The sequence below is a fragment of the Agaribacter marinus genome, assembly GCF_030160655.1.
Classification (GTDB): Bacteria; Pseudomonadota; Gammaproteobacteria; order Enterobacterales; family Alteromonadaceae; genus Glaciecola; species Glaciecola marina.
The window spans coordinates 45,488-61,310 of record NZ_BSOT01000006.1 but is presented as its reverse complement, the minus strand read 5'-3'; the positions used below and the strand labels follow the sequence as shown (position 1 = coordinate 61,310).

Genomic DNA, 15,823 nt, shown 5'->3' with positions numbered 1-15,823 from the left:
TTACTCCGCACAACGAGTTTTAGTACATAAAGTTTTTAGTGTATTAGCGTCAGCTCTGTTGACTACACCGTTACCATCAAAGTCATATTCTGGGCGCAAGCTCGCAGGGTTACGCACCAGTCGAACAAATAGCGCAAGGTCGCGACGATCTACATCCAAATCACCATCAAAGTCACCTTTAACGCCTAACGTCGGATCTAGAGGATAATCATCCACATCATCAGGCACATTGTCGCCATCGTCGTCTTGGTCAGTTTCATTTGGAACGCCATCACCGTCGGTATCTGCCAGTACTGAAATTGGGAACACTGGCACAATGTTATAGTCATTGCCATTACTAGAGCCCATGATGGCAAAGAGGAAGTAAAAATCACCTTCAGGTAAGGCACTTGAAGGTAAAACACCTGCTAACGAAAGTTCTACGCTAGAGGTGCCTGACTGCATATCTACTACACTACTGTCTTCAACGATAATGTCATTGACCACACCAAAACCTGAATTGAGGTGACGGAAGAAATAGCGAATACCATTGTATTTACTTGTAACTGTTTCACCAGCACCAGCTTCAAATGTCGTAGAAATTGTGACTGTTTGGCCTTCTAATAAGTCGCCAGTAAATACATCATTGTTATCTAAAGATAATACAGGTTCAGCGATTGGTGCAACGACCTCAATAGGGAATACTCCGTCGATAGACTGCTCCACGCCATTGGTATCGATAAAGCGTGCAAATAGGAAGTAAAAGTTACCATCGTCCAATTGGTCACTCGGTGGCACGCCATCCAGTGACAAATCAACCGTAGACGTACCCGCCTGTTCACCAACAACCGTCGCGTCAAACGTAATATAGTCATTTACTAAACCAAAACTGGGCGTTAATTCTCTAAAGAAATATTGAATACCGCCTGCAGTATCTGAAACTTCTGCACCTGCGCCAGCGTTAAATTCAGTGGTCACTGATAACGTTCCGCCGGATACTACTGGCGTAGAGCGAATTGCATCAGCATCTTGCAAGGTCAAGAATGGATCAACATCTTCTACTTCACCTTCGACAATGTTTAGGGGGAATGCGGCAACATTTTTGGTTTCACCGTTAGAAGACTCGAATTGAACAAACAAAAAGTAAAAATTGCCTTCGGGCAAGTCTGATGTCGGTGTTGCAAAATCAAGTGGAATATCGACAACAGAAGTACCGCGTTGTGTGCCAATGACACTCGCGTCAAATACAATGATGTCTTTTACAACTGATGCAAAACCAGCCGTTAATTCACGTACAAAGTAGCGAATACCACCTACGCCATCGGTCACTACCTCTCCCGTGCCGGCTTCGTAGTTTGTGGTAACAGTGATAACGCCGTTATTCTCAAACGCTGTATTTACGTAGTAGCTTGTATCATCGAACGAAATACTCGGACTAACAGGTTCTTCAATCGTGATAGTGGTCTCTGCAGTAAAGTCTCCCTCGTCACTTGTAGCAGTAATAACCACGTTACCGGCAGCAATAGAAGTTACTACGCCATTGTCATCAACTGTTGCAATACTGTTATCACTAGAAGACAAGGAAAAAGCTTGATTGTCAGCAAAGAAGGGTAATACTTGCGCGTTAACGGTGCCCGTTTGACCCACGGCCAAAATATCTTCTTCAGCAGTAATCACAATACCTGTAACATCACCCGGCACGTCGCGGACATCGTCGCTAAAGTTGAATACTTTCAAGGCCATGCTAGCAATGTGACCTGTGCTGTCAGGAAAGCTCACAGTAACGGCATTGCTTTCTTCTAATAGTGACATTGGTACCGCAACTTCAAGCAAACTAAAAAAGCGTGGACGTTCAGCTTGGTTATCACCCGCATAAACGACATCACCAGAAAGGGCTGTACCGTTTACTGTAACGACCGGTGCAAGAGACAAACCATGGTCACGACCAACAGCGAAACGCAGTACCGCTTCACCAAAGTCGCTTGTATTTACACCGTTGATAGTAAACGGTATAGCTGTATTTTCAGTAATTTCTTGTAGGTAACTTGTGGCGTAGTATTTACTCTCTGAAGATTCTTCATCAATAGTAATATCAGATACAAAAGTATATTCAATGATGGCGCTTGCTTCTGCGCCAAGATTAATGCTTTCAGGTGCTGATGCCGTTGTTTCATTGCTAAGTACTGGCGTATTAGCATCTAGATAAAGTTGCTTTATTTTTACCGACTGGACACCATTGCCTTCTGCACCAAAGGTTTGAAGGTACACTTCTTCAGTATCTCGGCTGAGGTTACTCAAAATGACATAGACTTTATTGTCTGCAACGTAACTGTCAACAAGCACATTTGGGTTAGACGAAGTAGTATCTACACGCGTACCTTCTACATCTGACCACAGTTCATAAAATTTTACTTGCTCTGTGAATACCCAATTGTCACCTGTTTCACCAATGCCTTCGTGTGCTTGACGTAAAAGTCTCCAAGGGTAAGGGTTACCATCAACCGTACCCCATGTCGCTTTTGCTACAATGAAAGGTAGTGTTTTTAGCACACTATCCGGTCTGTCCATAAATTGCATCATCATCGGGCTCATCGCCTTCATGAAATGCCAATCTCTTAGTGGAGACCACGCTTGATCTTCTAAAAAGTGATCGCGCCCGCCATATTCTGAAATTACCCAAGGCTTTTGAGTACTAAGTGCTAATTGACTGTAATGTTCCATCATGTCCATTGTTGCTTCGACACGCCCACCTTTAAAGTAATCTACAGTTCTATCGCCGCCTTTAGAATTAAAGTCATATAGATGGATAGAGAAAAAGTCCATATGATTACCGCTGGTATCAATAAACAACTTCATTCGTTCCGCCCACCGTTCGAAATTACGTTCTTCGAAAATAGGAAAAGCTGTTGTGTAACCACCAATAAGTACATCACTATTAAATAAACGAATATTGTCAGCGACATCATTATGAAATTGAAAAACGTCTATTGGAGGGGTTGTACCTGTCGTTGTTAATTCATAGAGCGGTTCATTTAAGATTTCTAGAATACTTGGACGTGGGTGACCTTCTGTAACAGATTCACCATCGTTTCTGTAAAATTCATTTAAAAAACGTCCCATGAATTCACCGACAGCATCTGCGCCACCAATTTCCCAGCCTTCATGATCTGCACAACAAGGGTTTGTGATGTGTACCGGCCAGAATGGATTGACTTGCCCACCAATCATCACATCAGCTTTGTCATCATATTGGTGCCTGTCTGCTCTGTTAACGCCATATACTGTTTCTCTTGTATATTCCCCTTGAGAGGCTATCCAATTTGGGTCAGCAAACCCAGGACGACTTGGGTCTTGCACCGCTTGGTTAATATTCCAAGGCATTGAACCGTTGTCACGACCAAAATACACATTCAAATCGTTGATTAGGTATTCAAGTTTATCTTCTTCACCTGTCCAATCGTTTTCGTTTATGGACGAATGCACAGTGATAAATTTTCTTCTATCAAACTCAGATACACCGTTCTTGCTATGTTTAGTATCTACGTTGATGACCGTCTCAGTTTGGGCATAAATACTCGTTGGCATTAATGCTATACCGACAGCTAAAACTAGCCCCTTGGTAACGCGCTTCATTAGCGATTCCTCTCAATTAATCAAATATACAAAATCATACGGAGGTATGAATTTAACCCGTACATTCTAAATAATTCACAATTAATTGTTAACAATTCTTAACAATATTGTTTAGTTTCGTTAAAACTTAGAAGTGTTTTAGACAGTAAGGTATTGATTAACTAGACTATTATTTTTTTGTCATTTTTTGTCGTTAGTTGTATTACAAGAACACAAATTAACCTTTTATTTACAATGATTAATTTATTATGTGTAGACTATATATTTAGATGTGTATTAGGATTAAAATTGATGATTTTTAATGTTTCGTATTGAAACGTTTAGAACGTCTTGCCGGACTACTAAAATAATATGTAAGAAATTTTTAATAAATTATAGGCAAAAAAAAACTAGCGCAACGCTAGCTTTTTTAATATTCGATTTAAACCAGTCAGATATTACTTTCGCAGTTTTTGAATCAATCTTAATTGAGCGATCGCTTCAGATAATTCAATCGCTGCTTCTGCGTAATCAAAATCAGCACCGTCTGCTTGTGCAATTTTTTCTTCCGCATGCTTCTTAGCTTCTAATGCTGAAGACTCATCAATATCATCGGCACGTAATGCAGTATCTGCTAACACTGTTATTTGGCTAGGTTGAACTTCTAGAGTCCCGCCAGCAACATACAAAAACTCCTCTTCGCCATGTTGCTTAACTAGTCTTAGCATGCCAGGTTTAATGCCTGTTAACAAAGGCGCATGGCCGGGATTAATACCCAACTCACCTTCGCTACCAGAAACTTGGATGCTTTCAACTAAACCCGAGAAAATCGAGTCTTCAGCGCTTACTACATCCAAGTGAACTGTCATAGCCATATTAAATCTCCCGTAATCTATTAACTTAGATTACTTTTTAGCCTTCTCAAGTGCTTCTTCGATAGAGCCAACCATGTAGAACGCTTGTTCTGGAAGGTCGTCATATTCGCCACTTAGAATACCTTTAAAGCCAGCAATCGTATCTTTAAGCGAAACGTACTTACCAGGAGAACCAGTAAATACTTCTGCTACGAAGAACGGTTGAGACAAGAAACGTTGAATTTTACGCGCACGTGTTACCACTTGCTTGTCTTCATCAGATAACTCATCCATACCTAAGATTGCAATGATATCTTTTAGCTCTTTATAACGCTGAAGCACAGATTGAACACCACGTGCAGTATCGTAATGGTCTTGACCAATAACAAGTGGATCAAGCTGACGCGACGTTGAATCCAAAGGATCAACTGCTGGGTATATACCCAATGAAGCAATATCACGAGACAATACAACCGTTGCATCCAAGTGAGCAAAGGTAGTTGCTGGCGATGGATCAGTTAAGTCATCCGCAGGTACATATACGGCCTGAATAGACGTAATCGAACCCGTCTTAGTAGACGCAATACGTTCTTGAAGTACACCCATTTCTTCAGCAAGTGTTGGCTGATAACCAACCGCAGAAGGCATACGACCAAGTAGTGCAGATACTTCAGTACCCGCCAATGTATAACGGTAGATGTTATCAACAAAGAAAAGTACGTCACGACCTTCGTCACGGAATTTCTCCGCCATCGTTAAACCTGTTAATGCAACACGCAAACGGTTTCCTGGTGGCTCGTTCATCTGACCATATACCAGCGATACTTTATCTAGTACGTTTGATTCGTTCATTTCATGATAGAAATCGTTACCCTCACGAGTACGCTCACCAACACCTGCGAATACTGAGTATCCACTGTGTTCAATTGCGATATTACGAATTAATTCCATCATGTTTACAGTTTTACCAACACCCGCACCACCGAACAATCCAACTTTACCACCCTTTGCGAATGGACATACTAAGTCGATTACTTTGATACCAGTTTCGAGTAGTTCAACTGAGCTTGATTGATCTTCATAGCTTGGCGCTTCACGGTGAATAGACATTCTTTCTTCTTCACCGATTGGGCCAGCTTCGTCGATTGGGTTACCCAATACATCCATTATACGACCTAAGGTCGCTTTACCTACTGGAACTTGTATTGCTTCACCTGTATTTTCTACTGCTATACCGCGACGTAAACCGTCTGTAGTCCCTAGCGCAATTGTTCGTACAACACCACCACCAAGCTGTTGTTGTACTTCCAATGTTAAGCCCGCTAAGTCACCTTCGGTCACTTTAAGTGCATCGTATACACGTGGTACTAATTCTTGCGGATATTCAATGTCCACAACAGCACCAATGATTTGGACGACCTTACCTTGACTCATAATTTGTCCTCTTAAACTTTAAATTCTTTACCTAAACAGCAGCTGCACCGCTCACAATTTCGCTTATCTCTTGCGTAATCGCGGCTTGTCGCGCTTTGTTATAAACTAACTGCAAGTCATCAATGAGATTACCAGCATTATCAGTAGCGGCTTTCATTGCTACCATACGTGCTGCTTGTTCTGACGCTGCATTCTCTACAACGCCTTGATACACTTGTGATTCGATGTATCTAACCATCAGTTTTTCCAAAATTTCTTTTGGATCTGGCTCATAAATGTAATCCCAGCGATGCTTTAATCCTTCATCTTCTGATTTAGGTAAAGGTAATAGCTGACTGATCAATGGTTCTTGTGACATGGTATTTACAAATTTGTTGTAAACCAAATAGATACGGTCTAATTCACCGTTATCGTATGCATCAAGCATCACTTTAACAACACCTACTACATCACTAACACTTGGTTTGTCGCCAAGACCCGATTCAGCAGCAAGTACTTTGCCACCAAAACGACCGAAGAAGCCAACAGCTTTTGAACCTAAGGCAGCAAAACTTACATCTGCACCTTGTTCTTTATAACTACGAACTTTTCCAGCCACTGCCTTGAATTCATTGGTGTTTAAACCACCACATAATCCACGGTCAGTAGATACAACGATAAAACCAACGTTCTTGACTTCACGATCTTCCAAATATGGATGACGAAATTCAAGATTTCCGTTAGCAATATGACCAATCACTTTTAGCATGCTTTGTGCATAGGGACGGCCAGCGCTCATGCGCTCTTGTGCACGCTTCATTTTTGAAGCAGCAACCATCTCCATTGCATTGGTAATTTTTTGAGTATTTTTAATACTCCCAATCTTACCTTTTATCTCTTTTCCGCTAGCCATGACACTTTCTCCGATTACTCAACAATGTGCCCCACATATAAGTGAGGCAAAATTGATTACCAAGTTTGGGTTGCTTTGAACGAATCAAATGCAGCTTTTAGTTGGCTTTCAATATCACTATTGTAGTTACCCGTTTCATTGATAGTGTTCATCAACTCAGCGCTTTCACTGTTCATGTAAGAGTGCAGGGCAGATTCAAAATCCAGTACTTTATTCAATTCAACGTCTTTCAAATAGCCTTTCTCTGCAGCAAACAACGATACCGCTGTTTCGGCCACAGAAAGTGGTGCATATTGATTCTGTTTCATTAATTCAGTCACACGTTCACCATGCTCAAGCTGTTCACGTGTTGCTTCATCAAGGTCAGAAGCAAATTGCGAGAACGCCGCTAGTTCACGATATTGCGCAAGTGCTAAACGAATACCACCACCAAGCTTCTTCACAATTTTGGTTTGTGCAGCACCACCAACTCGAGACACTGAAATACCTGCATTTACCGCCGGACGAATACCCGCGTTAAATAAGTCAGTTTCTAGGAAGATCTGACCGTCAGTAATTGAGATTACGTTGGTTGGTACAAATGCTGAAACATCACCTGCTTGTGTCTCAATGATAGGTAGCGCGGTTAATGAACCGGTTTTACCTTTCACTTCGCCATTGGTATATTTTTCAACATAATTTGCGTTAACACGTGCAGCACGCTCAAGAAGACGTGAGTGAAGATAGAATACGTCACCAGGGTATGCTTCACGTCCAGGTGGACGTTTAAGCAATAGTGATACCTGACGATATGCTACCGCTTGCTTAGATAAGTCATCATATACAATAAGCGCGTCTTCACCGCGATCGCGGAAGTATTCACCCATCGTACAGCCAGAATATGGCGCAAGGTATTGTAATGCAGCAGATTCAGATGCAGATGCAGCCACAATAATGGTGTGACCCATCGCGCCGTGCTCTTCTAACTTACGTACAACATTAGCGATGGTTGACGCTTTTTGACCAATCGCCACATAAACACATTTAACGCCTGTGTTTTTCTGGTTAATGATTGCATCGATTGCTAAAGCAGTTTTACCTGTTTGGCGGTCACCGATAACTAATTCACGCTGACCACGACCAATTGGAATCATTGAATCAACAGACTTATAACCAGTTTGTACCGGCTGATCTACTGATTGACGCTCAATTACGCCCGGTGCAATTTTCTCAACTGGTTCAAAACCAGAAGCGTCAATTGCGCCTTTTCCATCTATTGGTGCACCTAATGTATTTACAACGCGACCCAAAAGTGCAGGACCTACTGGCACTTCCAATATACGACCGGTTGAATTTACTTTTACACCTTCCTGAAGGTCAGCATATGGACCCATTACAACGGCACCAACTGAATCTCGTTCAAGGTTTAGTGCAATGGCGTATCGACCGCCAGGAAGTTCAATCATCTCACCTTGCATTACATCAGCAAGGCCGTGAATGCGAATGATACCGTCAGTTACACCAACGATTGTTCCTTCATTTCTCGCTTCACTTTTTACATCAAACTGTTCAATTCTTTTTTTGATCAGTTCAGCAATTTCAGTGGAATTAAGTTGCATGCTCTTATCCCCGTTATGCTTGCAACGCGTCTTTCAGACGGTTCAATTTTGAATTTACGGAACCATCAATCACTGTATCGCCGGCTCTTATAATTAAGCCAGCAACTAAGCTAGGATCCACGTTACAATTAAGCTGTATTTTGCGCGCAAATCGTTTTTCCAATGCGGCACTAACTTTGGTTTGTTGCTCTACACCAAGTTCACTAGCAGATGTTACATCAACATCTAATACTTTTTCGTACTCAGTTTTAAGTGCATTAAAGCTTTCTGCGATTGCGGGTAGGGCAGCCAGGCGTTCGTTTTCAGCTAAAACTTTAATAAAGTTTTGGCCATTTTCATTTAATTGCTCACCGCAAATTGAAATGAAAATTTCTGCAAGTTTACTTGCAGCAACGGAACCTGCTAACAATTCGCTCATCGCTTCATTATTTGCAACTTCACCAGCGAAAACCAGCATACTTTGCCAGTTTTCAATGTCAGACTTTTCTACCGCAAAATCAAAAGCTGCTTTTGCGTAGGGGCGAGCGACAGTTGTCAATTCAGACATGGCGCTACTCCCTTAAAGCTCTTCGACAAGTTTTTCAACAATGTCGTTTTGCGCTTGCGCATCGATTTCGCGTTGAAGAATTTGTTGGGCACCAACAATCGCTAAAGAAGCCACTTGCTTGCGCAGTTCCTCTTTTACTCGATTCTTCTCAGCTTCAATTTCGGCATGACCTTGTGCGATGATTTTCTCACGCTCAGAGTGACCACGTTGCGTTTCTTCATCAACTAGTTGATTGGCACGCTTTTTCGCTTGTTCGATTATTTCAGCAGCTTGCGTTTTCGCATCTTTCAATTGCTCAGACACTTTTGCTTGAGCTAATTCCAGATCCTTTTCAGCACGTTCACCTGCTGCTAAGCCATCGGCAATCGTTTTTTGACGGTCTTCAATTGCGGCCATTAATGGCGGCCATACCATTTTCATACAGAAATATACGAAAACAGCAAAAGCAATTAATTGACCAATTAGAGTGGCGTTGATACTCACGTCCGCTCCTCCTTAATATAGTTCGCTAAAAGTAAGTTAATAGTGATTAAAGCGCGAACAACATGTACAAGCCAATACCAACACCGATCATAGCGATCGCATCGATAAGACCAGCAACGATAAACATTTTAGTTTGAAGCGTAGGTGCAAGTTCTGGTTGACGAGCTGCAGACTCTAGGAATTTACCACCAAGTAAACCAAACCCGATAGCAGTACCAAGAGCACCCATACCAATTAGTATAGCAACTGCGATATATAACATGTAAATCTCCGATTTTTAGTTAAGTTAAAATTAAAAGTGTTTAAATTAGTGTTTTTCACATGCAAGGCTGAGATAAACAATCGTCAGCATCATGAATACAAAAGCTTGTAACGGTAGCACCAGAATATGGAACGCTGCCCATATAAAGTGCAGCGGTAACTGTGCAAGACCAATGGTTGCGATCAATATGAAGATAAGCTCAGAGGCATATAAATTACCAAACAAACGCAATGCAAGTGATAAGGGTCTAGCTAACAGTGTTACAGATTCCAAAATAAAGTTTACTGGAATAAATGCTGGATGATTAAAAGGCTGCATGGTGAGTTCTTTTGTAAAACCACCAAACCCTTTCATTTTAATTGAATAGAAAAGAATTAAGATAAATACGCCAAGTGCTAATGCAAATGTAAGATTCAAGTCAGTAGTTGGCACTGCTTTCATATATACATCGTGAGGGTCCATACCAAACCCATATTCACCCACCATACCCGCAATCATCGGTAATATGTCTACTGGAACTAAATCCATAAGGTTCATTAGCAATACCCAAACAAATATGGTCAATGCCAATGGCGCAATAAGTTCACTTTTACCATGGAAGGTGCTTTTCACGTTGCTATCGACAAAGTCGAAGATAATTTCTACAAATGCTTGTAACTTACCTGGTACGCCAGTAGTAGCCGTTTTTGCAACGCTGCGGAAAATAAATAAGAAAAGTAGACCAAGACCAATAGACCAACCTAGTGTATCAACGTGCCATACCCAAAAACCTGCATCTTCACAAGCTTTGTTGAAGACAATGCCTTCGTCGGTAGAACACATTCTAGCGTTGGTTAAGTGGTGTTTGATATATTCAGTAGTGGTATATTCAGACGCCATTTTATAACCCAAATTGTGTAATTTAAAAATCGTTATTATTTGTTCGGTTCATCTAATGCTGATTAAACCAAAACATTGCAAGCCACTGGCTCACAGTTACTATTGCATATGCACCAAGTAAAAAAAGTGGGTGCGCAGTAAACACGGAAAACGCAACAATAAATATTAAACTAGTAAGAGCCAACTTTAATTTCATACCTTGACTCAAACTGCGAACAACCTGTTGATTCTTGCTCGCACCAGCATGTCGGAATATCCAAAATGCAAAAATACAGTGGGGTAATACAAAACTAATTACACCAAGCGCAACTGATGATACGTAATACGGCCAAATTAGTGCACAAATTATGATCATTGTGGCACTAAGCACTAATTGAACAGCGATACCTTTTATTGCAAGGCTTTTACCTGACGCTGCCAAATCGGTCTGCATTATCTTGTAACACCTAATTTAAAAGCGGTCGAAGTATACTGCGAATGCAAAATAATTCAACTATAAAGAGGAATTATTCATACCAATTCTGCCATTCCTTCAACAGAAAAATTCATATAAAGTTATTCGAATTTATCGAAGTCACTCACTAATTTGGTGCGACAATCGCAATTAGCGCATTAATCACTAAGCGAATCAAAGACTAACTATCATCCTTAATATCGATATGTGCCAATATTCCTTCCAATTGTGATAAGTCACTAAAAGAAATCGTCAACTTTCCTTTTCCCTTACTATTGTGTGAAATATTCACTGGCGCCCCAAAAGTATCCGTCAAACTGTTAACCAAACGTTTAACATCTGGGTCTATTTCTTTTTCAGTTTTTGATGCCTTAGTAGGTTCAGTCGCATCATCAGATTGAATTTTTCTGATTAACCCCTCTGTTTCACGCACCGTTAGGCCTTGTTCAGCGACTTGTTTAGCGAGTGAATGCTGAAGCTCACCGTCTACAGCTAATAATGCTCTTGCATGGCCCATGTCAATATCACCGTACTCGAGCAGTCTTTTAACAGGTTCTTGAAGGCCATTCAAACGAAGAATATTTGTCACTGTTGTACGTGATTTTCCTACGGCATCAGCAACTTGTTGATGTGTTAGCTTAAATTCAACCATTAAACGGTCAAGTGCTTGCGCCTCTTCCATTGCGTTAAGGTCTTCACGCTGTATATTTTCAATTAAGGCCATCGCGACAGCAGCTTCGTCGGGAATAGATTTCACCAAACAAGGTACTGTGTCTAGTTGAGCAATTTGAGCCGCGCGCCAACGACGCTCTCCAGCAATTATTTCATAGCTATTTTCGCCGACCAGCCTAACCACAATAGGTTGAATAATACCTTGAGATTTTATTGACGCTGCCAATTCTTCCAAGGCTTCAGTGGCCATGTCTTTACGGGGTTGGTACTTGCCTGGAGACAAAAATTCGATAGGCAGCTGCTGTAATTCACTTTCACTTGATACTTCAGGGGTATCATCACTTGATTGTTTTTCTGCATAACTTTGACTAGTCGCCAGCAATGCATCTAAGCCACGTCCAAGTCCTTTAGATTTAGGCGCCATGTTTACCTCTACAAACTATTATCATCAAGCAACCGCTTGTGCTTTTTTCTGACGACGAATGATTTCACCTGCTAATGCCAAGTATGCTTTGGCACCGGTTGATGACTTATCATAATACATTGCTGGCGCACCAAAACTTGGGGCTTCAGCCAAGCGGACATTTCGTGGGATTACAGTGCGATAGACTTGCTCACCAAAATGTCGCTTTAATTGTTCGGAAACGTCATTCGCCAAACGATTTCTAGGATCGTACATCGTGCGAAGTACGCCTTCTATTTTCAAATTCGGATTTACCACAGATGCTAATTTTTGAATTGTATCCATTAACGCTGTTAAGCCTTCCAAAGCATAATATTCGCATTGCATTGGTACCAATACAGAGTCAGATGCTGCGAGTGCATTCACTGTCAGTTGATTAAGCGATGGTGGACAATCAATAAACACATAATCATATCTATCTTTGATTTTTGCCAATGCATTACGCAACCTGACTTCACGCGCGAATACTTCCATAAGTTTAATTTCTGCCGCGGTAACATCAGAGTTACCAGCAATTAAATCATATTTTCCGCTCGTATTTTTTATGATTACATCATCAGCCGGTTTTTCTTCAATAAGTAATTCATAACAGGTATTTTCGGCTTCATATTTGTCTACGCCGGACCCCATTGTTGCGTTACCTTGAGGGTCTAGGTCAATTAGCAGTACTTTACGTTTGGTGGCTGCCATAGACGCCGCAACATTTACCGCGGTAGTTGTTTTACCAACCCCACCTTTCTGATTTGCAATAGAAATGACTCTGGCCAAAATAAGTCCTGTTATATTTTTTTGATTTTAACCAAATGGCGGTCACCCTCTAAGGAGGGGATAAATAGTTGAATCGTATTTCCAACTGAAAAACGCGTATCTATTTGATTGACCTCTTCTTGGTGCAGTTGCCCTTTTAAGGCTAAAAAGTAACCGTCTTCTGCGACCAAGTGCTCACACCAATCAAGCATATCAGACATTGATGCAAATGCGCGACTTAAAATGCAATCAAAAAGTGGTGTCGGTTGAAATGTTTCTACTCTGGTTTGTAATGCAACAACATTCTCAATTTTTAGTTCGTGAAGTACCTGCTTGATAAATCTGACTCTTTTTCCCAAAGAATCAATCAGTGTGAATTTTTTGTCAGGTAGCATGATAGCCAAGGGAATACCTGGCAAACCTGGCCCAGTGCCAACGTCAGCAATATGATGCCCATCAACATGAGGCATAACCATAATCGAATCCATAATGTGTTTAATCAACATTTCACTTGGATTTCTTACTGAGCTTAGGTTATACGCTTTATTCCATTTGTGCATCAAGGCAACAAATGCAAGCAATTGTTCACGTTGCTTTTTGCTCACTTGTAAATCAGTTTGTTGAATTAGACTGTCTAATTGCTGCGCTAAATCATGTTCACTGTTTGCCATTACGCCGTCTTTTTACCTTGCTTTCGAACCATGCTGTATTTTTTTAGATATACCAATAGCAATGAAATTGCCGCTGGCGTAATACCCGAAATCCGCGATGCCTTTCCAATCGTTTCTGGTCGAGCCTGTTCTAATTTGGCCACAACTTCATTCGATAAACCTGACACAGAAGCATAGTCAAATTCCGCAGGTAACAAGGTATTTTCGTGACGTAGCGTTTTGGCGATTTCGTCTTGTTGACGCGCAATATAACCAGCATATTTTATTTGTATTTCAACTTGTTCCGCCGCTTTTGGATCTGAAACAAATGGTCCTAAGGCTGGAATATTAGTAAGCATCTGATAATTCATTTCTGGACGTCGCACTAACTCTTCCAGAGACGCTTCTTTGCTAATAGGTGATTTAAGTACTTGGTTTAAGTTATCAACAGCCGCATGTTTTGGATGTACCCAAGTTTGTGATAGTCGCGTTTTTTCTTTCTCGACAGCTTCCATTTTTTCTTCGAATGCTGCCCAACGTTCATCGTCGACTAAGCCTACTTTTCTGCCTATTTCAGTTAAACGCACGTCTGCATTATCTTCGCGCAACAGTAAACGATATTCAGCACGACTCGTAAACATGCGATAGGGTTCTTTTGTCCCTAATGTGGCTAAGTCATCAATCAATACACCCATATATGCTTGGTCACGGCGCAATGAAATAGGATCTTTTTGCATACATTGTAACGCAGCGTTTGCTCCGGCGATGAGACCTTGCGCGCCTGCTTCTTCATATCCAGTTGTACCGTTAATTTGCCCAGCAAAAAATAGCCCATTAATATATTTTGTTTCAAGGGTTTGTTTTAAGTCTCGGGGGTCAAAAAAATCATATTCAATGGCATAGCCAGGTCTGATGATGTGAGCATGTTCAAAACCTCTAATCGAACGAATCAAACCTGTTTGTATGTCAAAAGGAAGGCTAGTTGAAATGCCATTTGGATACACTTCAATACTATTTAAACCTTCAGGTTCAACAAATATTTGATGGGAGTTTTTATCTGCAAAACGTGTAATTTTATCTTCTATTGATGGGCAGTAACGTGGACCTATTCCCTCAATAACACCGGTAAACATCGGTGACCTGTCTAAACCAGAACGAATGATATCGTGTGTCTTTTCGTTAGTATGGGTAATGTAACAAGAAATTTGCTCTGGATGATCTTCTACGTTGCCCATAAACGAAAATACAGGCAATGGATTGTCACCAGCCTGTTCTTGCATGACTGAATAGTCAAGGCTGCGACTATCAAGACGAGCTGGTGTGCCTGTTTTTAATCTATCAACTCGAAAAGGTAATTCTCTTAAACGATTTGCTAAGGCAATAGACGGCGGATCGCCAGCTCTACCACCTTTGTAATTTTCAAGGCCAATATGGATAGTACCACCAAGAAATGTACCGACTGTTAGTACAACCGTTTTGGCTTTAAATTTAAGCCCCATTTGCGTAACAACACCAGTAACGTGCTCATTTTCTACAATGAGATCATCACAAGACTGTTGAAAAAGAGTTAAGTTTTCTTGTTGCTCAAGTGCTTGCCTTACGGCAATTCGATATAGGGTTCTATCTGCCTGAGCACGGGTTGCTCTTACCGCAGGGCCTTTAGACGAGTTTAATGTACGAAATTGAATACCTGCTTTATCAATGGCTTTTGCCATGATGCCACCTAATGCGTCAATTTCTTTTACTAAATGGCCTTTACCAATGCCACCAATGGCAGGATTACAAGACATTTGGCCTAAAGTTTCAACGCTGTGCGTCAATAGTAATGTGTTTGCACCCATACGTGCAGATGCTAATGCTGCTTCGGTGCCGGCATGTCCGCCACCAACCACAATTACATCGTAGTCTTGTTGGTAAAACATTTTACTCTCTCAATTGCGTAATTACGTTTGATATCTTCGCCCTAAAAAAAGGGCGCATAGTTTATATGAGTATGCGTTAATTTTAAATGATTATTAATTGAACAGTTACTTCGTTTTTAGTTGTTCTTTCCTATCGATGTACAAAATATCACCAATGCTAATTATTAAAGAGATCTATATAGAGATCTTTATTATTATATTTATTAAGGGCGACATTTTCTGTGGAAAACTCATTATTTTCTATAAAAATCAATATTTTATATGATAATTAACTTTGGGATAACTCGCGTATAGACAGGGTGTAATGTCTGTATAAATAGGCTACTTATCCACAGCTGATATTTTCATTTTTTTTGTTCAGATCCTATTCTGTGG

14 protein-coding genes are annotated in these 15,823 nt (G+C 40.9%); all 14 read right to left on the bottom strand.

Annotated features, from left to right (window positions below):
* The 14 genes from QQK00_RS11135 to mnmG all read right to left on the bottom strand — a co-directional run bounded on the left by QQK00_RS11135 (position 1) and on the right by mnmG (position 15,448).
* Positions 1-3,612, bottom strand: a complete 3,612-nt coding sequence (locus QQK00_RS11135; protein WP_284217649.1) for an Ig-like domain-containing protein — start codon at positions 3,610-3,612, stop codon at positions 1-3.
* A 437-nt stretch (positions 3,613-4,049) separates the two neighbouring features.
* Positions 4,050-4,466: a F0F1 ATP synthase subunit epsilon gene (locus QQK00_RS11130; RefSeq protein ID WP_284217648.1), complete on the bottom strand. Its 417-nt coding sequence runs from the start codon at positions 4,464-4,466 to the stop codon at positions 4,050-4,052.
* A gap of 30 nt (positions 4,467-4,496) precedes the next feature.
* Positions 4,497-5,879 carry a F0F1 ATP synthase subunit beta gene (gene atpD / locus QQK00_RS11125; protein ID WP_284217647.1) on the bottom strand — a complete coding sequence of 461 codons (1,383 nt, stop codon included), beginning with the start codon at positions 5,877-5,879 and terminating at the stop codon, positions 4,497-4,499.
* Positions 5,880-5,910: 31 nt separating this feature from the next.
* Complete coding sequence (gene atpG / locus QQK00_RS11120; RefSeq protein WP_284217646.1) at positions 5,911-6,771, bottom strand: F0F1 ATP synthase subunit gamma; 861 nt, start codon at positions 6,769-6,771, stop codon at positions 5,911-5,913.
* Positions 6,772-6,827: 56 nt separating this feature from the next.
* The gene (gene atpA / locus QQK00_RS11115) at positions 6,828-8,369 is read right to left on the bottom strand and encodes a F0F1 ATP synthase subunit alpha (protein WP_284217645.1); all 1,542 of its coding nucleotides are present in this window, start codon (positions 8,367-8,369) and stop codon (positions 6,828-6,830) included.
* 13 nt (positions 8,370-8,382) lie between these two features.
* Positions 8,383-8,916 carry a F0F1 ATP synthase subunit delta gene (atpH, locus tag QQK00_RS11110; RefSeq protein WP_284217644.1) on the bottom strand — a complete coding sequence of 178 codons (534 nt, stop codon included), beginning with the start codon at positions 8,914-8,916 and terminating at the stop codon, positions 8,383-8,385.
* Positions 8,917-8,928: 12 nt separating this feature from the next.
* Positions 8,929-9,399 (bottom strand): F0F1 ATP synthase subunit B, encoded by a 471-nt coding sequence (gene atpF, locus QQK00_RS11105; protein WP_284217643.1) that lies wholly within the window; start codon positions 9,397-9,399, stop codon positions 8,929-8,931.
* Between the two features lie 46 nt (positions 9,400-9,445).
* The gene (gene atpE / locus QQK00_RS11100; protein WP_284217642.1) at positions 9,446-9,661 is read right to left on the bottom strand and encodes a F0F1 ATP synthase subunit C; all 216 of its coding nucleotides are present in this window, start codon (positions 9,659-9,661) and stop codon (positions 9,446-9,448) included.
* Positions 9,662-9,706: 45 nt separating this feature from the next.
* On the bottom strand, positions 9,707-10,540 hold the full coding sequence (atpB, locus tag QQK00_RS11095) for a F0F1 ATP synthase subunit A (RefSeq protein WP_284217641.1): 834 nt from the start codon (positions 10,538-10,540) through the stop codon (positions 9,707-9,709).
* A 52-nt stretch (positions 10,541-10,592) separates the two neighbouring features.
* Positions 10,593-10,973: an ATP synthase subunit I gene (locus QQK00_RS11090; RefSeq protein ID WP_284217640.1), complete on the bottom strand. Its 381-nt coding sequence runs from the start codon at positions 10,971-10,973 to the stop codon at positions 10,593-10,595.
* Positions 10,974-11,175: 202 nt separating this feature from the next.
* Positions 11,176-12,090, bottom strand: coding sequence for a ParB/RepB/Spo0J family partition protein (locus QQK00_RS11085; RefSeq protein ID WP_284217639.1), 915 nt, complete (start codon positions 12,088-12,090; stop codon positions 11,176-11,178).
* Positions 12,091-12,114: 24 nt separating this feature from the next.
* Positions 12,115-12,897 carry a ParA family protein gene (locus QQK00_RS11080; RefSeq protein WP_284217638.1) on the bottom strand — a complete coding sequence of 261 codons (783 nt, stop codon included), beginning with the start codon at positions 12,895-12,897 and terminating at the stop codon, positions 12,115-12,117.
* Positions 12,898-12,908: 11 nt separating this feature from the next.
* The gene (gene rsmG / locus QQK00_RS11075; protein ID WP_284217637.1) at positions 12,909-13,547 is read right to left on the bottom strand and encodes a 16S rRNA (guanine(527)-N(7))-methyltransferase RsmG; all 639 of its coding nucleotides are present in this window, start codon (positions 13,545-13,547) and stop codon (positions 12,909-12,911) included.
* Positions 13,547-15,448, bottom strand: coding sequence for a tRNA uridine-5-carboxymethylaminomethyl(34) synthesis enzyme MnmG (gene mnmG / locus QQK00_RS11070; RefSeq protein WP_284217636.1), 1,902 nt, complete (start codon positions 15,446-15,448; stop codon positions 13,547-13,549). Before mnmG ends, rsmG begins: the two co-directional genes overlap by 1 nt.
* Between the last annotated feature and the right edge of the window lie 375 nt (positions 15,449-15,823).